This window comes from Confluentibacter flavum, from assembly GCF_002843175.1.
GTDB classification, from domain to species: Bacteria; Bacteroidota; Bacteroidia; order Flavobacteriales; family Flavobacteriaceae; genus Confluentibacter; species Confluentibacter flavum.
In genome coordinates this window covers 21798-41463 of sequence record NZ_PJEO01000004.1, presented here as the reverse complement: position 1 = coordinate 41463, position 19666 = coordinate 21798, and the positions used below count along the sequence as shown (strand labels likewise).

General features: G+C 33.3%; 23 protein-coding genes. 2 read left to right on the top strand and 21 right to left on the bottom strand.

The window, feature by feature from the left end; all coding sequences use genetic code 11:
* Positions 1-101 precede the first annotated feature (101 nt).
* The 16 genes from CSW08_RS00675 to CSW08_RS00605 form a co-directional block, all read right to left on the bottom strand.
* A complete protein-coding gene (locus CSW08_RS00675) occupies positions 102-1040 on the bottom strand; it encodes a DUF3078 domain-containing protein (RefSeq protein WP_106657986.1) in 939 nt (312 codons plus the stop codon).
* A gap of 71 nt (positions 1041-1111) precedes the next feature.
* A complete protein-coding gene (locus CSW08_RS00670; RefSeq protein WP_106657985.1) occupies positions 1112-1618 on the bottom strand; it encodes a DUF2480 family protein in 507 nt (168 codons plus the stop codon).
* 67 nt (positions 1619-1685) lie between these two features.
* Positions 1686-2093, bottom strand: coding sequence for an energy transducer TonB (locus CSW08_RS00665; RefSeq protein ID WP_106657984.1), 408 nt, complete (start codon positions 2091-2093; stop codon positions 1686-1688).
* Between the two features lie 168 nt (positions 2094-2261).
* Entirely contained in the window at positions 2262-2786 is a 525-nt protein-coding gene (locus CSW08_RS00660) for a GNAT family N-acetyltransferase (RefSeq protein ID WP_106657983.1), read from the bottom strand.
* A 51-nt stretch (positions 2787-2837) separates the two neighbouring features.
* Positions 2838-3164 carry an SUF system Fe-S cluster assembly protein gene (locus tag CSW08_RS00655; RefSeq protein ID WP_106657982.1) on the bottom strand — a complete coding sequence of 109 codons (327 nt, stop codon included), beginning with the start codon at positions 3162-3164 and terminating at the stop codon, positions 2838-2840.
* 80 nt (positions 3165-3244) lie between these two features.
* Positions 3245-3667: a SufE family protein gene (locus tag CSW08_RS00650; protein WP_106658038.1), complete on the bottom strand. Its 423-nt coding sequence runs from the start codon at positions 3665-3667 to the stop codon at positions 3245-3247.
* A 125-nt stretch (positions 3668-3792) separates the two neighbouring features.
* Positions 3793-4575, bottom strand: coding sequence for an META domain-containing protein (locus tag CSW08_RS00645; protein ID WP_106657981.1), 783 nt, complete (start codon positions 4573-4575; stop codon positions 3793-3795).
* Positions 4576-4649: 74 nt separating this feature from the next.
* On the bottom strand, positions 4650-5714 hold the full coding sequence (locus tag CSW08_RS00640; RefSeq protein WP_106657980.1) for a zinc metalloprotease: 1065 nt from the start codon (positions 5712-5714) through the stop codon (positions 4650-4652).
* Positions 5715-5869: 155 nt separating this feature from the next.
* A complete protein-coding gene (locus CSW08_RS18040; RefSeq protein WP_157831403.1) occupies positions 5870-6031 on the bottom strand; it encodes a hypothetical protein in 162 nt (53 codons plus the stop codon).
* Positions 6032-6075: 44 nt separating this feature from the next.
* On the bottom strand, positions 6076-7278 hold the full coding sequence (locus tag CSW08_RS00635) for an MFS transporter (RefSeq protein ID WP_106657979.1): 1203 nt from the start codon (positions 7276-7278) through the stop codon (positions 6076-6078).
* A gap of 188 nt (positions 7279-7466) precedes the next feature.
* Positions 7467-8681: an aminotransferase class V-fold PLP-dependent enzyme gene (locus CSW08_RS00630; RefSeq protein WP_106657978.1), complete on the bottom strand. Its 1215-nt coding sequence runs from the start codon at positions 8679-8681 to the stop codon at positions 7467-7469.
* A 166-nt stretch (positions 8682-8847) separates the two neighbouring features.
* Complete coding sequence (sufD, locus tag CSW08_RS00625; RefSeq protein WP_106657977.1) at positions 8848-10161, bottom strand: Fe-S cluster assembly protein SufD; 1314 nt, start codon at positions 10159-10161, stop codon at positions 8848-8850.
* A gap of 74 nt (positions 10162-10235) precedes the next feature.
* Positions 10236-11000 carry a Fe-S cluster assembly ATPase SufC gene (sufC, locus tag CSW08_RS00620; protein ID WP_106657976.1) on the bottom strand — a complete coding sequence of 255 codons (765 nt, stop codon included), beginning with the start codon at positions 10998-11000 and terminating at the stop codon, positions 10236-10238.
* A gap of 69 nt (positions 11001-11069) precedes the next feature.
* Positions 11070-12518, bottom strand: a complete 1449-nt coding sequence (gene sufB / locus CSW08_RS00615) for a Fe-S cluster assembly protein SufB (protein ID WP_106657975.1) — start codon at positions 12516-12518, stop codon at positions 11070-11072.
* Between the two features lie 28 nt (positions 12519-12546).
* Complete coding sequence (locus CSW08_RS00610) at positions 12547-12918, bottom strand: four helix bundle protein (RefSeq protein ID WP_106657974.1); 372 nt, start codon at positions 12916-12918, stop codon at positions 12547-12549.
* Between the two features lie 35 nt (positions 12919-12953).
* Complete coding sequence (locus tag CSW08_RS00605; protein ID WP_106657973.1) at positions 12954-13283, bottom strand: HesB/IscA family protein; 330 nt, start codon at positions 13281-13283, stop codon at positions 12954-12956.
* A gap of 160 nt (positions 13284-13443) precedes the next feature.
* On the opposite strand from CSW08_RS00605, the gene thiL reads away from it, so the two are divergent.
* Entirely contained in the window at positions 13444-14490 is a 1047-nt protein-coding gene (thiL, locus tag CSW08_RS00600; protein ID WP_106657972.1) for a thiamine-phosphate kinase, read from the top strand.
* On the opposite strand, the gene CSW08_RS00595 is transcribed toward thiL, so the two are convergent.
* The 4 genes from CSW08_RS00595 to CSW08_RS00580 form a co-directional block, all read right to left on the bottom strand.
* On the bottom strand, positions 14487-14741 hold the full coding sequence (locus CSW08_RS00595; RefSeq protein ID WP_106657971.1) for a hypothetical protein: 255 nt from the start codon (positions 14739-14741) through the stop codon (positions 14487-14489). The two genes, thiL and CSW08_RS00595, sit on opposite strands and share 4 nt — an antisense overlap.
* Before the next feature lie 68 nt (positions 14742-14809).
* On the bottom strand, positions 14810-15076 hold the full coding sequence (locus CSW08_RS00590) for a hypothetical protein (RefSeq protein WP_106657970.1): 267 nt from the start codon (positions 15074-15076) through the stop codon (positions 14810-14812).
* Between the two features lie 61 nt (positions 15077-15137).
* On the bottom strand, positions 15138-15914 hold the full coding sequence (locus CSW08_RS00585; RefSeq protein WP_106657969.1) for an alpha/beta fold hydrolase: 777 nt from the start codon (positions 15912-15914) through the stop codon (positions 15138-15140).
* A complete protein-coding gene (locus tag CSW08_RS00580; protein WP_106657968.1) occupies positions 15915-16571 on the bottom strand; it encodes a hypothetical protein in 657 nt (218 codons plus the stop codon).
* A 294-nt stretch (positions 16572-16865) separates the two neighbouring features.
* On the opposite strand from CSW08_RS00580, the gene CSW08_RS00575 reads away from it, so the two are divergent.
* Positions 16866-18188, top strand: a complete 1323-nt coding sequence (locus CSW08_RS00575; RefSeq protein ID WP_106657967.1) for an aspartate kinase — start codon at positions 16866-16868, stop codon at positions 18186-18188.
* A 64-nt stretch (positions 18189-18252) separates the two neighbouring features.
* Here the strand turns inward: CSW08_RS00575 and CSW08_RS00570 are convergent, their stop codons facing one another.
* Positions 18253-19545, bottom strand: coding sequence for an aminopeptidase P family protein (locus tag CSW08_RS00570; RefSeq protein ID WP_106657966.1), 1293 nt, complete (start codon positions 19543-19545; stop codon positions 18253-18255).
* Positions 19546-19666 lie beyond the last annotated feature (121 nt).

Sequence of the window (19666 nt, the reverse complement as noted above, 5' to 3'; positions counted from 1 at the left end):
AAAATTTGAGACAACAAATATACAATTTTACCCTATCAAATTATTAAGCATAAAAAAGGCGCTCTTAAAAGAACACCTTCTTATTTCTAAATAGTTACTTATTAAAATTTATAGTTTAAACCAATCATCCAATAGGTTTGTAGTTTGTTGTTTATATTATCAAATGTTGGGACTGGATCTGTTCCCGTAACATCATAATTATCAACAGAATATTTTAAGGCTTCTTGCTTGTTGTTTCTCAGTCCAAAATCAAATCCAACTCCAATCATCTCCCATAATGTATATCCAAAAGAGTTGTTCCAGGTCCAGTTCGATAAATTGGAACTCTTATAACTTTGGAACAAAGATAAGTTGGTTTTAAAGCTAATCTCTTTAATTTGTCTGGTATAATCGATTAATATTTTTGTGCCATAAGACGATTGGAAAATAGCATCATTTCTACTAAATACCATATTATAGTTTAATGGATGTACCACCACAACCAAGTCTTTAATAGGTGTGTAAGTAGCCCCCACACCGACATCTAAATAGCCCGGGTTGTTAAAGTTGTTTAAAATGGTAGTTCTGTATTCGCCTAAACCAGAAAAAGCAAATGTTTCACTTAATTTCATACCATATAAAGAAGATACATTAAAAACATCGTTTGCCTCACGCCATTGGGTATTATCATTGGGGTTGTCTTTATCATTAAATTTAACCCATGATAAATTTAGATTTCCAGAATTTCTCCAGAAATAAAGATCTGTATTCAAATTTGCAAATGCGTTTACGGTAAAGCCAATATTTCCAGATCTATTATTAGGCGATTTTTGGGCATACCAATTACTGAAATTAGAAACACTTCCACCAATAGTACCAAAAGCACCTTTTTTCCAACCAGGAAACGCATCAATTTTTCCTTGGGTAGCGTCCACACGGCCTTGAGCTGCTTTAAGAGAATCTTTTTGAACGGATAAGGTTTCTTTAAGTTCTTCTAAAGTTTGAGCATTAACATTGATGAGTCCTATAAAAAAAGTTAATAGTAATAGTGTTTTTTTCATTTTTATAAAATTTGAGCAAATATAACTACGAGAATTATTTTTTATTGTGATTACCAAAAAGTTTAATGAACTTATTTCTTTTTATAAAGCGGCACCGAGGAACATGCTTCACCATACATGATAGATTTTGCAAGAGGCTTTAATTTATTTGAAAGCATGATATACGCATTTTTGGGAACAGGTTTTTTAGAGCATCCTTTAATAATTAGTGGTTTATCTATAAACGCTGAAACATCTAAATTATTGATAACATCTTGATAAATGGACGTTTCTAAAGATTCCAAATCGCCAATAATGGTTTTTTTTGCATAAGGCTGTAAATGAATGGAGATGAGCATAAAGGCCCAAGCAGGAATAATGGCATCGGTAGAACATGTTAAAGCTATGTAAGTATCTTGATATTGCGACCAATCATGTTGGGAAATGTATTCCCTAAAATCTTTTTCACACAACACCAAACCTTCAAGCAGCCAATCTTTAATATCAAAAAGAATGCGGTTGCCTTTAGGGTAATAATCCTCTAAGTCAACGGTTACTAGTTGGCTATTTGCTACACGATTTATGATGTCTTCTTCCAAAAATGTATGGTGTTAAGTTGTTTGGTGTTTAGGTGAAACTAGCAATTTTTTATGCACGGTGTTATAGCTATTTTTTTTGACTTTCTTCTTGCTTCTTTTCTTTCCGTAATCTTTTGGCTTTCTCTTTTTCGGTTTCAATTTCAAATACCAAAGGAAGAGTATATTTTTGGCTAATTCTTTTTCCATTATATTCGGCAGGAACCATTTTAGGAAGTTCACTTACAACTCGAATAGCTTCTTTTTCAAATTCAGGATGAACTGACCTTGCCATGATATCCATAATATCTCCATTATCATTAATTGTAAAAAGGACTGTAACTTTAATTTGGTCTCCGCCTTTATAATTTAAGGATTTTGCAATACTATCAAACCTTGTTTGTTCAGATGATTTAATTTTATCCGATATCATTTTAACTCCGTCACTTTGACTAAAACAGACGCTTGTTACAAATAATAATAGTAAAATTTTATTCATAGGTTTTTGCAAATGGCACACAAAGTGTTTATGTTAGGAACGTTGCATGTTTGCATATGAGGATTTTCAGCAGGAAAATTATAAGCTAGCAAACGAGCAAATATCCAAACGATTAAACTAAAATAAGCAATGTTTTTTACACGGCGTTAGCATCTGGTTTTTTTTCCGTTAGACTGTCTTTAATTTTGCGTAAATATCAATACTTATAAATCTCCCATTTTTTATTTCACTGTCTTTCATTGTTCCTTCGTGCTGGAAGTCAAGTTTTGCCATTGCTTTTTTACAGTTCTGATTATCTGATTCTACAAAACCCTCTATCCGATGAAGTTCGAGCTGTTCAAATCCGTAACTACAAATCAAAGGCATTGCCTCTGTCATAATTCCTTGTCCCCAAAAGTCGGGAAGTAGCCAAAGTCCAATTTCTGCTTTTCTGTGTTCTATTGATAAGTTATTCAGTCCACAAGCTCCATAAAATGTTCCATTATCAATTGAACAAATCGCCCACCAAAATTGTTTTGAATCAGAAAACCAAGTCATTTGTTCATTTGTAGCTTCCAAACTATCATAACTTATTCCGTAATGTTTTATCACATCGGGATTGGAAAGTCCGTAGTAGATATTTTCAAGATCGGATTCGGTTATCGTCCTAAGTAAAAGTCGGTCGGTCGTTATTGATGGAATTTCTTTTTTCACGGTTTTTAAATTCAGTTCGCGAGCTTTATTATAGCTTGGTGCTAACCATTTTTAAAGCATCCCCAATTCCAACTTGGCTTCTTCACTCATTAAATCTTGTGTCCATGGTGGGTCGAACGTAATTTCTACTTCGGCACTATGTACTTCATCAAGGGATTTAATTTTTTCTTCCACTTCCATAGGTAGCGTTTCGGCTACTGGGCAGTTTGGCGTTGTTAAGGTCATCAATATTTTTACATCAGAATCTTCATTTACAAACACATCGTAAATCAATCCGAGTTCGTAAATATCTACTGGAATTTCTGGATCGTAAATCGTTTTTAAAACCCTAACTATTTTATCACCTAATGTATTATCTTCTGTATCTTGTTCGCTCATTTTTTCTTTAATGTTTATTTGTTGCGGTGTTTGTCGTTAAGTCGAGAGCTTTCTAAAAAACTCCACAACAAACGACCAAACTATTTCAACTGCGTTTGATATGCAATCGCATACAATTTAAGTTGTTTCACCATACTCACTAAGCCATTGGCACGAGTGGGCGATAAATGTTCTTTTAGACCTATTTTATCAATAAATTCGGTTTCGGCATTAATAATATCTTTTGGATGCTGATTTGAAAATACACGGATTAAAATAGCAATAATGCCTTTGGTAATGATGGCATCACTATCGGCAGTAAAAACCAATTTGTCGTTCTTCATTTCGGCATGAACCCAAACTTTACTTTGGCAACCTTTAATAATGTTGCTGTCGGTTTTGTATTGGTCTGCAATTAATGGTAAATCCTTGCCTAAATCTATCATGTATTGATAACGTTCTTCCCAATCTTCAAACATGGAAAACTCATCAATTAGTTCTTTTTGTATGTCTTCAATACTCACAATCATAATTTTAAACAAAAATACAATAAGAAATGCCCATTAACAAATTTATAAACCCAACTTAAATGTCTAAAACGGCATTGCATCTGACCTCTAAAAAAATAACATAGGCAGATGAATTTTTGTTAATCAACGTTTTCTGATAATGATAGTATTTCTTTAACAAGAGCTTCTATTGCCAAAGGAGGTGTTCCGTGGTCAAAGTTGGAAGATTCGTAAACAGTGCCATTTTTAGAGATTTTTAATGTGCCTATGGAAGCCCCGTCGTAAAAACGAGCTTCTGTTGGCGATTTTAATGTAGCGATGCTATCTAAAGTTATGGTTTCTAAAAGTGAATTTAGTTTCTTCCAATTTTCTTTGGTGATGGCTTTTGAAATGGGTTTTGCTTCTCTGTCTTTTGAGATTGAAAGAATGGAATCATTGACAATAATATCTAAAAATCTTCCTCTCGACATTGCCGAATAGTTGAAAGCTATGTTGTCATTTTTTTTGATAGCAGTTAATAGCACTTTTTTATTGCTAAGAAACTGCAAAATACTATCGTTTAAGATAATTTTATCCGTTATTGATAAGGCTTCCTGCATCTCAAATTCCATTTGATTTGCTGTGTCTCCACAGAACATTTTAGTGGAGGCTAACAGGTTAATTCTAATTGAATCCGTTTCTAATGAGTAACTTCCAATAAATCTGTTACACCCTGAAAATCCAGAAATTCGTTGTTCTTTGCTATTAAAATCAATCGTTAGTTTATTCGCAATAACATCATTGTCATTTAAAGTTTTAACATCATATATTCCATTAATAGCCATCAAATTATTTGAGTTGTTTTCTTGAAGAGTCGCCGTTTTAGTGGCAAGGTTGCATGCTTTTAAAGAGATTAAAAAAGATAAAATGACTAGGAATTTCATGTTTTTGTTTTTGTTTTAATATAACAAAAAAGACGCCAAAATTGACGTCTTTTTAATATTTATTAAACAAACCTTTAGTTTGCCATAGCTGCTCTCGAGCCACCTGAAGAGAAAATAGCTCGCATTCTGTTTCTTTGTCCATCTGTAAACATATACATGCAAGCATCATCAGTATAGTCCATATAATTCATGGTCATGTCCGCTGTACTACAGTTAATTCTTGGGTAAGATGGACATCCATAATTTGCACCGTCTGAACTTGGAGTATCTGTAACAAAATCATCTTGTTTACATCTTCCATCTCCCCAAATATGTCGTAAATTTAGGTAATGACCAACCTCATGAGTTGCTGTTCTTCCTAAATTATAAGGTGCCGCAGAACCCCCTGGTAAACTTGAGTATAATAATACAATACCATCGGTGTTTGAATTTCCTCCTGGAAATTGTGCATATCCCAAGATGCCACCACCAATATTACATACCCAAATATTTAAATGGGTTTGTGGTGTAATAGGTGGGTATGCCGATTTTATTGCATTATTTGTTCCCCAAGATGCTGTATTGTTGTCATGTCTAAAAGTACCGGCTAAGGTAAAGTTAACGTCGGTAGTTGTTGCATCATTTACAAAATTCGTAGCACCTGAAGGTAACAAGTTGGTGTTGGGGCTATTAAAGTCACTATTTAAAACATTTATTTGAGATTGTATTTGTGAATTTGTTACATCGTTAGCATTAGGCAATACAATGTGAATATAAACAGGAATACTAATGGTGCCTAAACCGTCATCAACAGGAAGTACATCAATATCTGTATCTCCCCCACCACCTGGTTGTCCACCACCGCCTCCAGGTTTGCCTTTGGCAGTTAAAAATTGGCGTGTATGAAACTCAATATCAAACATTTTCTTTTCTAAACCTGGATTTTCAATAAGTTGCTTGTTTAGTACATCCATGGTGTAACACGTTTTAAGCGATTCTTTTGAATTAACGGATTTAGAACTTAAATCTTCATTAAAATCGGTAAAAACATAAAAGTCGCTCATATCAATTTGTTGTTCTTGAGTAACTTCAATTTTGTCATTGTCGCATGCAGTAAATACTAATGCTACGGCAGCCATCCTTAAAAATAATTTTTTCATTTTTAATATAAATTTGAATTAGTCGATGATGAAGATATATTATTTTTAGAAAATAGCACACTTTTTTTCAATAAATATGTTAATTATTCGACAAAAAAATGTCTTTTTGTTAAATATACAACAACGTAATATGGGATTATTTTAGGAAAATAGAGCTAATACAATAACTTTTTTTGCTTTATAACACCTCCCAGCAAATCATCAATTTCAGCCTTTGCATTGAAAAACGTTAGTGACGCACAAACGGTTTCTGGAATTTTAAAAGAATCCTTAATGCGTTGGACACAATGATGGTCTGTACGAATAAACAAAGTCATACTAATTTAAATAAGATTTGAACAAAACTATTATTTCAAAATACTTAGCTTTTCCGAAATAGACTTCTTTGATTATTTAGTATTACCGCAAAAGTAAGTAGTATTAATAAGAGAATAATCATGTTGAAATTAATGCCATTATCCATCATAATACCGACAACAAGTGGCCCCGCAGCAGTACTCAAAACCATAAACATATTAAAAAAACTTCTCACAGTACCTAACTTACCGGTTCCATATACTTCTGCAAGCAAAGCGGTTTTAACCGTTCCTGCCAGTCCTGTAGTAATGCCAATCATTACCAGAAAAAATAATGCTGCCAGAATATGATTGCTCACCACCATAGGGAAGAGGCCTATGCCTAAGGGTATGAGATAAAATCGAAAGAGTTTTTTAGCACTAAACCTATCTACCAATAGGCCTCCAATAAGGCTCATTATAAATCGAGTAATGGCATAAACAATAAAAAAAGAAGCATATAAAGTGACTGACCATTTTAAATCTTTGACAAAAATGTACTGATAAAAGAAAAAGGCGGTAGAAACAAAACTCATTACAAAGCTAGATGGCATAATGATGAAAAATTTTCTTTCTGAAATGATGTCTTTAAAATCCGTTAATAAAATTTTTCCAGAGATTTTACTTTCTAGGTCAAGATCTTTATCAAATTTTTTCAAATCTAAAAAACGCATACGGATTAAATAGAAAACTAGAAAAGCAGCACAGAGCAAAGAGGTCGTTTTAAGGTTAGACCATAACAATAAACTAGTGACAATTATTGGGAAAATCGCTTCCCCAACCGAATAACCCGAAGATGCAATGCTTAAAGCCTTTCCCCTATCCAAATCAAATCTTCGAGATAAAACCGTTTGGCTTATATGACTTAATAATCCTTGTCCTGTTAATCGTAATCCTAATAATGCCAAAAACAAAACAATCATGTGAATTTCAGAAAAACCTAACAGTATAGAAGAAAGAGCTAATCCTAAAATGGTATAAAAAGTGACTGTTTTTATCGGTTTATGATCTACGAAATGTCCTAAAGTGATGAGAAGAAAAGATGTAATTACAGTTGCAGCAGCATAAATACCCCCAAATAGGCCGTTTGAAATACCAAATACCTTAATTATTTCTGGCACATATAAAGAAATAAAATAAGTTTGCCCAAAACCAGATAACAACGTTAATGTCCATCCAAACCTTACTTCTTTAAAATTTTTTTTAAAAAAAGTAAAATATTCTTTCAAATTTTAATTAATTAACTGTGAGACATTATATGCTATAATAATTCTATTGAAAAAACATCTCTGCAAAGATTTGCATTGTCTGCATGAATATCAAATGTTTTAAACCCATTTACTCTAATCCTTTATTTTTTTTTAAAGAACGATGTTAAATTGCAAAGCGGTTGATAAGACCAAACATTAATATGAGTTTAGGAAAGCATTGTTTTTGCTTTTTTGACACCTTCAACCAAAGCATCAATTTCGGCCTTTGTATTGTAAAACGCGAATGAAGCACGAACGGTTCCTGGAATTTTAAAGTAATCCATAATAGGTTGGGCGCAATGATGGCCTGTGCGAGCCGCAATACCAAGTTTGTCCAAAATAGTACCAACGTCATATGGGTGAATGCTTTCTAAATTAAATGAAATCACTGAGGTTTTGTGTTTTGAAGTTCCGTAGATTTTCAAGCCTTCAATGTCTAATAATTTTTTTGTAGCGTATTCTAAAAGGTCGTGTTCGTAGGTGGCAATGGCATCAAATCCGATAGCATTCATATAATCGATGGCTGCCCCAAAAGCGATGCCACCACAAATATTTGGCGTGCCAGCTTCAAATTTATGAGGAAGCTCTGCATAGGTTGTTTTTTCAAAGGTTACTTCGGCAATCATTTCACCGCCACCTTGGTAGGGAGGTAATTTTTTTAACCAACTTTCTTTTCCGTACAGCATCCCTTGTCCTGTTGGACCGCACATTTTATGGGCAGAGACGACATAAAAATCGACGTCCAAAGCTTGAACATCGGGTTTAATATGTGGACATGATTGGGCACCATCAACTAATACAGCAGCACCTACTTGATGTGCTTTTTCAATAATATATTCAATAGGATTTATGGTTCCTAAGGCGTTTGAAATATGGTTTACAAAAACAAGTTTCGTGTTTTTTGAAAGAAGTTTATCATATTCACTCATTACCAATTCACCATCCAAATTCATTGGTATGACTTTCAATATTGCGCCTGTGCGTTCACTAAGCATTTGCCATGGTACAATATTGCTATGGTGTTCTAAAGCAGAAACGATGATCTCATCGCCTTTTTTTAATAGAGATGAAAATCCGTTTGCTACTAGATTTATACCATGTGTTGTACCCGAAGTAAATATAATTTCGTGTGCAAATTTGGCATTAAAATGAGCTTGTATTTTTTTGCGGGCTTGTTCGTATTTATCGGTAGCTTCTTGACTTAATGTGTGTACACCCCGATGAATATTAGCATTGTAGTTTGAATAATAGTCTACAATAACATCTATAACCTGTTGCGGAGTTTGCGATGTAGCGGCATTATCAAAATAAACTAAAGGTTTGCCATTTACTTTTCGTGAAAGAATGGGAAAATCTTTTCGTATGTTTTCTACGTTGAACATGGTTATATGTTTAGCCCCGATTGAGGCATTTGTTGGAGCTCTTTTTATTTATAGATTCCTGCTTTTGCAGGAATGACAGAAAGAAAAAAGCGACTGCCGAAAGCGGGATTAGCTCCAAAAAAAATAAATTTTGGTTCTCAAAATAAGATTCCTGTCTGCGCGGGAATTATAAGTCGAACCCCATATTAACGCCTAATTTATTGGCGATAATTTTGGTAATACGTTGTTTTATCTCTGGGATTTTAACCGAACTCAAAACATTATTACTAAAGGCGTACATTAAAAGGGCTTTGGCCTCTTTTTCTGGTATACCACGCGTACGCATATAAAACATGGCCGTTTCATCTAACTGCCCAATGGTACAACCGTGCGAACACTTTACATCATCAGCAAAAATTTCTAGTTGCGGCTTCGTGTTTATGGTTGCTTTATCGCTTACTAAAATATTGTTATTCGCTTGAAAGGCATTCGTTTTTTGAGCTTCTTTATTAACAATGATTTTACCATTAAAAACACCAGTTGAGTTTTCACCAAAAATACCTTTATAATCTTGATGGCTCTCACAATTTGGCTCAATATGGTGTACCAAGGTATTATGGTCCACATGCTGTTTGTCTCCAATAATGGTAATGCCTTTTAAAGTAGAATCGATACGTTCGCCATTTTGATAAAAATTCAAGTTGTTGCGAACCAATTTTCCGCCAAAAGCAAAGGTATGCACTGACGCAACACTTTCCCTTTTTTGGTTTATAAACGTATTATCTATTAAGGAAGCGTTTAAATTATCGTTTTGAATTTTGTAATAATCAACAATAGCGCGTTTGTTTGCGAAAATCTCGGTAACACTGTTCGTTAACACCGCATTGTTACTTAAACTTTGGTGGCGTTCAATGATTTGCACATGTGAATTCTCATCTATCACAATTAAGTTACGTGGTTGCAACATGATTGCCGATTCATTTCCTGTGGAAAAATGCAGGATTTGAATAGGTTTTGCAACCATTTTATTCTTTGGGATGTGAATGTAAGCCCCTTCGCTTGAAAAAGCAGTGTTGAGAGATGGCAAGCTGTCTTTGGTTGCTACTTTATTGAAATAATTTTCAATATGCAAACGGTATTTTGGTTTAGACATTGCTGCAGACATCAGGCAAATATCCATACCATCATGCGTGGTTTGAGATAGATGTGACGAATATTTACCATCAATAAACACTATTTTATAAGAGTCTATATCATGAATAAAATACTTTTTTATGTCATTAAATTCTATAGCATTTTCTTGCTTTGGAAAAATGCTGTAATCTTCTTTCAAAACGCTGTTTAAAGAGGTGTACTTCCAAGCTTCTTCCTTTTTGGTTGGAAAGCCCTTTTCTTCAAATGCTGTTATGGCATCGTTTCTAACGTCGTTCATATAAGCGTCATCTTCGAGCTGATTTTCAAACACTAAAAAAGATGATAATAATTTTTCTTTTAAATCCATTGTTGTTCAGTTTTCAGTACCAGTCTCAGCTTTCAGTATTTACTGTTTACTGCGGCTGTATCTGTTTACTTATTTTATGCGTTTACCTCTTCTTTAATCCAATCATAGCCTTTTTCCTCAAGCTCATGTGCCAATTCTTTACCTCCAGATTTTACAATACGGCCATCTAATAATACGTGAACAAAATCTGGAACGATGTATTCTAACAAACGTTGGTAATGTGTAATTACAAGCACGGCATTGTCTTTACTTTTTAGTTTGTTGACACCATTAGCGACAATACGAAGCGCATCAATATCTAGACCGGAATCGGTTTCGTCAAGAATCGCTAACTTGGGTTCAAGCATCGCCATTTGGAAGATTTCATTTCGTTTCTTTTCTCCACCTGAAAATCCTTCGTTTAAAGAACGTGATAAAAATTTTCTATCAATTTCCAATAATTCAGATTTTTCCCGAATCAATTTAAGCATTTCTTTAGCTGGCATTTCTTCCAAACCTTTCGCTTTTCGGGTTTCATTAATCGCCGTTTTCATAAAGTTGGTTACAGAAACTCCTGGGATTTCAACTGGGTATTGAAATGATAGGAAAATACCTTTGTGAGCACGCTCTTCGGCAGCCAAATCCTCAATATCTTCATCGTTAAAAAGGACAGTTCCTTTAGTCACTTCGAATTCTTCTTTTCCAGCAACAACTGATGCCAACGTACTTTTTCCAGAACCATTTGGCCCCATGATGGCGTGAACTTCTCCTGCTTTAATTTCTAAGTTAATACCTTTTAAAATGCTTTTTAAAACGCCATTATCATCAATACTTGCGTGTAAATTTTTAATTTTTAACATACTTTTTATTCGAAGTTTAAAATTCAAGATTCAGTGTTATAAATCTATCTTTAATTTATTATTTTTATTTTATCCTACGGATCCTTCTAAACTGATTTCCAATAATTTTTTAGCTTCTACAGCAAACTCCATAGGAAGCTTATTTAATACGTCTTTGCTAAAACCATTTACAATAAGGGCTATGGCTTTTTCAGTACTAATGCCACGTTGATTACAATAAAAAATTTGGTCCTCACCAATTTTGCTTGTAGTAGCTTCGTGTTCTATTTTTGCTGTTTTATTTTTAGCTTCTATATACGGAAAGGTATGGGCACCACAGTCATTACCCATCAATAAACTATCGCATTGCGAAAAGTTGCGGGCATTATCGGCATTCGGACTGATTTTAACCAATCCGCGGTAACTATTTTGGGATTTTCCTGCTGAAATTCCTTTTGAAATGATGGTCGATTTGGTGTTTTTCCCCAAATGAATCATTTTAGTCCCTGTATCTGCCTGTTGAAAATTATTGGTAACGGCAATAGAATAAAATTCACCAACCGAATTATCCCCTTTTAAAATACAACTTGGGTATTTCCATGTAATGGCAGAACCAGTTTCTACTTGAGTCCAAGATATTTTCGCGTTTTTTTCGCAGATACCACGTTTGGTAACAAAATTGTAAACGCCTCCTTTGCCTTCTGCATTTCCTGGATACCAGTTTTGAACGGTGCTATATTTTATTTCGGCATTGTCAAGAGCAATTAATTCTACAACGGCTGCATGCAATTGGTTTTCATCACGACTTGGTGCTGTACAGCCTTCCAAATAACTGACATAACTGCCTTCATCTGCAATGACCAACGTTCTTTCAAATTGTCCGGTTCCAGCTTGATTGATTCTAAAATAGGTTGACAATTCCATGGGGCAACGAACACCTTTAGGAATGTAACAGAAACTACCATCACTAAAAACAGCACTATTTAGGGCAGCATAAAAATTGTCCCTTTGCGGAACTACGCTGCCAATATATTTTTTTACCAATTCAGGATATTCCTTGATAGCTTCACTTATGGAACAGAAAATAATCCCTTTTTCCCCAAGTGTTTTTTTGAATGTTGTAGCAACAGAAACGGAGTCAACCACCACATCCATAGCCACACCAGACAATTTTTTTTGTTCGTCCAATGAAATTCCCAACTTAGCAAATGTTGCCAATAATTCTGGATCAACTTCATCAAGGCTATCATATTTCGGTTTACTATTTGGAGCGGAATAATACGAAATACCTTGAAAATCTGGTTTTACATAGCTTACATTGGCCCATTCTGGCTCTATCATTTCTTTCCAAGCTTTAAAGGCTTCAAGCCTCCAATCTGTCATCCATTGTGGCTCACCCTTTTTAAGTGAAATGGCTTTAACTATGTCTTCATTTAAACCAATAGGAAATGTATCGGATTCAATATCCGTATAAAAACCATATTCATATTCTTTGGTTTTAAGTTCTTCTCTTAAATCGTCCTCTGTGTATTTACTCATAATTAGATTAATGTTGTAAAGTAAAAAGTTATAAAGTTGAGCTTAAATATTTTATTAAACCACTAATTAACTTTGAAACTTCGTTTACTTTTAACTTTAATTTTTCAAATTCTTCTGAACTTAAATAATTTATATCATACGCTAAATATAGTTGCGAGCGAAATTCTCCTGAGGAAGCTTTAGCAATATATAAAAAGCGAATGAACTCTTTTGTAGTCTCTCTTTCAAAACCTTCAGCTATGTTTGAAGATATTGAAATGCTTGACCTTCTTATTTGGTCTCTTAAACCAAAATCGTTATTAAAATGTTTATTCTCTTTAATTAAATTATAAATATCTGTGTTTAATTCTCTTGCCTTTTGCCATGATATTATTTCTTCAAAAGAATTAAATTTAGCCATTTACTTTAAAACTTGTTTACTTTCAACTTTATAACTTATAGTGAAAATGATTCGCCGCAACCACAAGTGCGATTTGCATTTGGGTTGTTAAACACAAATCCGGTTCCGTTTAACCCTCCAGAATATTCTAAAGTGGTGCCTATCAAGTAAAGGAAACTCTTTTTGTCTACAATAATTTTAACACCATTATCTTCAAACACTTTATCTCCTTCTTGCTGTTGCTTATCAAATTTTAAATCGTACGACAAACCAGAGCAACCACCACTTTTAACACCTACGCGAACATAGTCCGTAACCGGGTTATAGCCGTCATCTTGCATAAGTTCTACAACTTTCTTTTTGGCTATTTCTGAAACTTTAATCATAATTGTTATATAGATTTTGTCTAAATAGAGTACAAATATACAATATATGTCATGGATTTTTGCATAACCTAACATTATATTAGCATATGGTTTTATAGGTTTTCCTTATTGATTCGCACAGAAATATTGATATATAAACAATGCTTCTTATTTTTGCAGCATGATAGAAGATAAAAACCAGGAAAGAACCCCATTAAGCCATTTAGGTGAATTTGCACTTATTGAGCATTTAACGAGAAATTTTAAAATAAATCACACATCAACCCTAAAAGGAATAGGTGATGATGCTGCTGTTTTAAACTTTAAAGATAAAAAAGTAGTAGTTTCAACAGATTTGCTTGTTGAAAGTGTGCATTTTGACTTAAGCTACATGCCCCTAAAGCATTTAGGATATAAAGCCGTTGTGGTTAACTTATCCGATGTGTATGCTATGAATGCAACACCTACGCAAATTACGGTTTCTATTGCTGTATCAAATAGATTTCCGTTGGAAGCACTAGAGGATTTATATGCTGGCATTGAAACGGCAGCAAATATTTATAATATTGATTTGATTGGTGGAGATACTACATCTTCTAACACCGGATTGTTAATTTCCATTACTGCTATAGGTGAAGTTGATGAGGAAAAAATAGTATATAGGAACAGCGCAAAACCAAATGATTTATTGGTGGTTACTGGAGATTTAGGAGGCGCTTACATGGGACTACAAGTGCTTGAACGGGAGAAGGAAGTTTATAAGGTGAATCCGAATTCCCAACCAGATTTAGAACCTTACACATATATTGTTGAACGACAATTAAAGCCAGAAGCTCGTCGAGACATTATAAAATTAATGGCAGAGTTAAACGTTACACCAACATCTATGATTGATATTAGTGACGGATTATCTTCTGAAATTATTCACATATGCAAACAAAGCCATGTTGGTTGTGACTTATATGAAGAAAAAATTCCTTTAGACCCAGTTGTTATTTCTGCTTGTGAAGAATTTAAGATTGATAGTACAACGGTTGCTTTAAATGGAGGAGAAGATTATGAGTTATTATTCACAATATCTCAAGAAGATTATCCTAAAATTAAAGCAAATCCTAATTTTACTGTCATTGGTTTTATGAAAGAAGAAGAAGCTGGAATGCACTTGGTGACAAGAGCAGAATCAAAAATACCTTTAAAAGCGCAAGGTTGGAAAAATTTTAATGATTAGGCAGAAATTAATACGCCTCTTTTATTTGTAGCCTTTTTATTTTTCAATTTTTTCATCATGCGGTTATGATGAATACGCTCTAATATATCGTTAATTTCTTTAAACTTAGGCGTGAGTTCTATTAAACTTCCGTTACTGTTAGTTGTTAATTGCTTTTGGCAGTGTCTGCAAGTATATTCCTTCACATGATACGTAACATCTCTCGTTACTTGAAAATCATGTCCAAACATCTTGCAATGAATATGTTTCATATTTTAGTGGTTAATTAGCTTAGAGGCTATTAAATTAATAATATGATTGGGGGTTTTTTAATAATTTTCTAATAAATCGATGAAACGACCATTTTTTCCCTTGAACGTACGTTTCTTTTTTCGTGAATCCGTTCTAAAATAGCATTTATCTCTTTAAACTTAGGAGTAAGTTCAATTAAGTGACCATTACTGTTTGTGGTCAATTGTTTTTGGCAGTGTCTACAAGTGTATTCCTTTACATAGTAAGTCACTTTTTTGCTTACTTCATAATCATGACCAAAAAGATTGCAATATATTTTTGGAATGAAGTTTGGTTTTTGAGTACTTTTTTGCATCGGTTGATAATTTATTGGTCTTTAAATATAATCAAAAAATCCAATAATACGACAAAAGCAATTAATTTTCGATGAAATGCATTATTTCGTGAAGTAATTTACTTTCATTTTCAATATGGCTCATATGTCCATCGGGAAATTCTACCATTTTTACATCTGTTTTTTTAATTTGTTCAATTAAAGACATGTAGTCTAAAGCAGGATCTTTTTTACCAATAATCATCAATTTATTAAAAGTACCTGTATGCAATAAAAATTCTCGATTCTTTCTAATTTTCATGCCTTCTAAAGCGGCAACAACACCTTGTAATGGTGTTTGAAGTGCCTCATTTATGACTTCATTTATTTTATCAGAAAAAATAATTCTATTCTTTGGTCTGAATAAATTGGAAACAGCCATTCTTATAAACGTTCTGTAGTTTTGTTTTACGGCAATAACAGCTCTATCTCTGTTAATCTTTTTTTCTTGACTATCAGCAATAGCCGTTGAATTCATCAAGCACAATCCACTAACAGCCTCAGGTTTTTTTTCAGCAAACGCTAGTGCCACATAACCACCCATAGAGTGCCCTATAAAGATGGATTTATTGATTTCTAAATGATTAAGAACGGCCTCAACAGATTCGGCCATAAGCTCCATGGTGTGTATGTAACCTAAACAACCGGTTTTACCATGTCCTAATAAATCTATACAAATGACTCTGTTATTTTGTGATAGTTTCGGAATAAAATGATTCCACATAGAGATGTTTTCTAAAAACCCATGAAGCAAAATAACAGGATTCCCTTTGCCAGAATCAGTGTAAAAAATAGAGATGCCTTTGTATTCTAAAACCATTTAATTTTTTAGTTTTTTAATCGCAGCGAACGCTTTATCTACAAACTCATCTTCCACTAAAATAGTAAACTCATTAGTCGTTGAAATCACTTCGTATAAAACAATACCTTCCCATGCCAATCGCTTAAAAAAGTGATAGTACAATCCTGAAATTTTAGAATTGTCTTGAGGTAAATTGATGCTAATTGCAGATAAGCCATCTTGAGAAGCTATAAAGGTTTCATTTTTTAAATTTTCTTGAATAAACTCCTTTAAACTACTGGAAATAATAAAGTTACTTTCATGAATACCTCTGGTGAACGTATAGAATAATTTGGATTCTTGATTTATACGCTCTAAAATTTTTGCATGATTGTCAATAATAGTTTCAGAGTTTTTAATTGTAAAGTCCGTTAAATTAGATCTAACCGTTATATCTCCTAAATTCTGCATATATTTTTTCATTTTAACAGAATTGGTTAATGCCATAGGTGGGTTATACCGTCTTAACGCCATCATGATGGCACCCGGTTTTACATCTTTTTTTAACATGTTGCTTATTGGCTCTGTTAGCTCAAGGGCCAATGCGCTAAAGTTTATAATGTTCCTGGAAAGAGCTTCTTCTAGGTATGGTTGGGTAATTAAAATGTCTTCAACACAGTTGGATACCGTTTTCATCTGTTTATATTATAGTTTTAATTTGGGCATCCCGATAGCTATCGGGAGGAACACCCTGAATAATCATCCTCGTGTGTGTGAATGTGGTTCTCAAGGGTGTATCATTTGCTATATTTTATTGTTTCATTAAAGGTCACACGCAACATTCAGTATCTTTTTCTTTAAAACAAGTTTAGAAATCGATATTTCGTGTTAATTATTTAACAATTTGTGCTAAAATAAACAATTTTTTATAAAAATATAGCTAATTTGAAATTGAAAGTTACTTTTGCACTGTATTTTTTGAATAAATATATGAAAGTATTAAAGTTTGGAGGGACTTCTGTGGGTTCCACTGAAAATATAAAAAACGTAAAAAGCATCATTAATGATGGCGAGCAAAAACTAGTTGTGCTATCGGCTATGTCGGGCACTACCAATACTTTGGTTGCTATTGCGAAGGATATTGAATATAAAGAACCCAATAAATCTATTGATACAATTAATAAACTCCATGAGCATTATTTTAATGTAGTAGATGGACTTCTTACGAATCAATCCTTAAACAAAAAGACTAAAGATTATATTACAAGTGTTTTTACTTTTTTGGTTGAATGCACCTATAAAGATTATTCGAAAATTCTTGAAAATGCTATTCTAGCCCAAGGTGAATTACTTTCTACATATATGTTTAATTGCTTTTTAGAGCAAGAAGGCGTAAGTTCTGCGTTATTGCCAGCTTTAGATTTTATGCGAATAGATAAATTTAAAGATCCAGACTTAGTATCTATTAAAAAGGACATAGTAACGGTTATAAATAATGCGCCAAAATCAGAAATATACATTACCCAAGGGTTTATTTGTTTAGATGAAAACGGCGATATATCAAATTTGCAAAGAGGAGGAAGTGATTATTCCGCAACCATTATTGGAGCTGTTTTAAAGGCTGAGGAGGTGCAAATTTGGACAGACATTGATGGGATGCATAATAACGATCCAAGATATGTTGAAAATACGCGACCAATTTCAAATCTTTCATTTGATGAAGCTGCGGAATTGGCCTATTTTGGAGCCAAGATATTACACCCGCAAACGGTAACTCCCGTTAGAGAAGACCATATTCCTGTCCGACTTAAAAACACCATGAATCCAAGTGCTTACGGCACACTAATTTCTAGCGATACTAGCGAAAATGGTATTAAGGCCATTGCGGCTAAAGACAATATTACTGCCATAAAAATTAAGTCTGGCAGAATGTTACAAGCACATGGTTTCTTAAAAAAAGTATTTGAAATTTTTGAAGTTTATGAAACATCCATTGATATGATTACGACTTCGGAAGTTGCTGTATCATTAACGATTGATGATGATAAAAATTTAAATAAGATTATTACGGAATTAGAAAAATTTGCTTCAATTGAAGTAGATAAAGACCAAAGTATTATATGTTTAGTAGGACACTCCATTGTAAATCATGAAGACACCTATAAAATGTTCCAAATACTTCAAGACGTAAAAATTAGAATGATTTCTTATGGAGGTAGTAACAATAATATCTCTCTATTGGTTCGTTCAAAAGATAAAATTAACACGCTAAGAAAACTAAACGATTATTTATTTGAATTAGTCACTCTTTAAATTACACTTCTATTTAGTAAATTAGCTATAGGCCGTTTTTCTTTAAAACGGCCTTTTTGTTTTTTTAAGGATTCATTAAAGATTCAATCTCATCAACTTCAATAGGAATGTTTTTCATTAAATTAAATGGTTCTCCCGCTTCTTGAATAACAACATTGTCTTCTAATCGAATTCCAAATCCTTCGGCAGGAATATAAATTGCGGGTTCTACAGTAAATACCATATTGGCTTGCATGGGTTCTGTTAAAATGCCGTAGTCATGCGTATCTAAACCCATGTGATGAGATGTGCCGTGCATAAAATATTTTTTATAAGCCGGCCATTCTGAATTTTCATTTTGCAAATCGGCTTTATCTAATAACCCTAAACTTAATAATTCCGAAGTCATAAGTTTACCCACTTCAACATGATAATCGGCCCAAAGCGTTCCTGGTGTTAACATTTTTGTTGCGTCGTTTTTTACTCGGTTTACAGCATTATAAACATCCTTTTGTCTAGTTGTAAATTTCCCTGAAACAGGAATAGTTCTGGTCATATCACTGGAATAATTTGCATATTCAGCGGCAACATCCATTAACAATAAATCGCCTGCTTTGCATTGCTGATTGTTTTCAATGTAATGCAACACGTTGGCATTATTTCCAGAAGCAATAATGGGCGTGTAAGCAAATTTTTTGGAACGGTTTTTCATGAACTCGTGAATAAATTCCGCTTCAATTTCATATTCCCAAACATTGGGCTTTACAAAATTCAAGATACAACGGAATCCTTTTTCCGTAATATTACAAGCTTGTTGTATTAAATCGATTTCAATTGGGTCTTTTACAGAACGTAATCCTTGTAATATGGGATTGCTTTTGGCAACCGAATGCGCAGGATATTTATTTTTAAGCCATTTTGTAAAGCGATCTTCTCTCGTTTCAGTTTCTAAAGAAGATCTATAATGTTCATTGGTATTTATATAAACCGTTTCGCATTGCGTCATAAGTTCATGCAAGGTTTTTTCCATATCATTAAGCCAATAAACGGTATGAATTCCAGAAACCTCAAAAGCGGCTTCTTTGGTTAGTTTTTCGCCTTCCCAAATTGCAATATGTTCATTAGTTTCTTTTAGAAATAAAATTTCACGATGCTTTTCTTTAGGACAGTCGGGAAACAAAACCAACATGCTTTCTTCTTGGTCAATGCCACTTAAATAAAAAATGTCTCTGTGCTGCTCAAAAGGCAAGGTACTATCGGCACTAATAGGATAAATATCGTTAGAATTAAATATAGCTAAACTATTAGGTTTCATTTTAGCTATGAAATTTTTACGATTTTTAATAAATAGTGAATTGTTTATGGGATGGTATTTCATAAAATATTTTTTTCATGTAAAAGTAAAAAAAGCAAATTATATTTATAAATTTATTAAGTAACTTAATAAAATGTTAAAAAAACCTGTTTGAGCCTTTTAAAAGCATTATATTACATAGTTT

Coding starts and splice junctions, on each gene's coding strand:
- CSW08_RS00675 (WP_106657986.1), bottom strand. CDS start 1,040: ATGAAAAAAACACTATTACTATTAACTTTTTTTATAGGACTCATCAAT.
- CSW08_RS00665 (WP_106657984.1), bottom strand. CDS start 2,093: ATGAATAAAATTTTACTATTATTATTTGTAACAAGCGTCTGTTTTAGT.
- CSW08_RS00655 (WP_106657982.1), bottom strand. CDS start 3,164: ATGAGCGAACAAGATACAGAAGATAATACATTAGGTGATAAAATAGTT.
- CSW08_RS00645 (WP_106657981.1), bottom strand. CDS start 4,575: ATGAAATTCCTAGTCATTTTATCTTTTTTAATCTCTTTAAAAGCATGC.
- CSW08_RS00640 (WP_106657980.1), bottom strand. CDS start 5,714: ATGAAAAAATTATTTTTAAGGATGGCTGCCGTAGCATTAGTATTTACT.
- CSW08_RS18040 (WP_157831403.1), bottom strand. CDS start 6,031: ATGACTTTGTTTATTCGTACAGACCATCATTGTGTCCAACGCATTAAG.
- CSW08_RS00630 (WP_106657978.1), bottom strand. CDS start 8,681: ATGTTCAACGTAGAAAACATACGAAAAGATTTTCCCATTCTTTCACGA.
- sufD (WP_106657977.1), bottom strand. CDS start 10,161: ATGGATTTAAAAGAAAAATTATTATCATCTTTTTTAGTGTTTGAAAAT.
- sufC (WP_106657976.1), bottom strand. CDS start 11,000: ATGTTAAAAATTAAAAATTTACACGCAAGTATTGATGATAATGGCGTT.
- sufB (WP_106657975.1), bottom strand. CDS start 12,518: ATGAGTAAATACACAGAGGACGATTTAAGAGAAGAACTTAAAACCAAA.
- CSW08_RS00610 (WP_106657974.1), bottom strand. CDS start 12,918: ATGGCTAAATTTAATTCTTTTGAAGAAATAATATCATGGCAAAAGGCA.
- CSW08_RS00605 (WP_106657973.1), bottom strand. CDS start 13,283: ATGATTAAAGTTTCAGAAATAGCCAAAAAGAAAGTTGTAGAACTTATG.
- thiL (WP_106657972.1), top strand. CDS start 13,444: ATGATAGAAGATAAAAACCAGGAAAGAACCCCATTAAGCCATTTAGGT.
- CSW08_RS00595 (WP_106657971.1), bottom strand. CDS start 14,741: ATGAAACATATTCATTGCAAGATGTTTGGACATGATTTTCAAGTAACG.
- CSW08_RS00590 (WP_106657970.1), bottom strand. CDS start 15,076: ATGCAAAAAAGTACTCAAAAACCAAACTTCATTCCAAAAATATATTGC.
- CSW08_RS00585 (WP_106657969.1), bottom strand. CDS start 15,914: ATGGTTTTAGAATACAAAGGCATCTCTATTTTTTACACTGATTCTGGC.
- CSW08_RS00580 (WP_106657968.1), bottom strand. CDS start 16,571: ATGAAAACGGTATCCAACTGTGTTGAAGACATTTTAATTACCCAACCA.
- CSW08_RS00575 (WP_106657967.1), top strand. CDS start 16,866: ATGAAAGTATTAAAGTTTGGAGGGACTTCTGTGGGTTCCACTGAAAAT.
- CSW08_RS00570 (WP_106657966.1), bottom strand. CDS start 19,545: ATGAAATACCATCCCATAAACAATTCACTATTTATTAAAAATCGTAAA.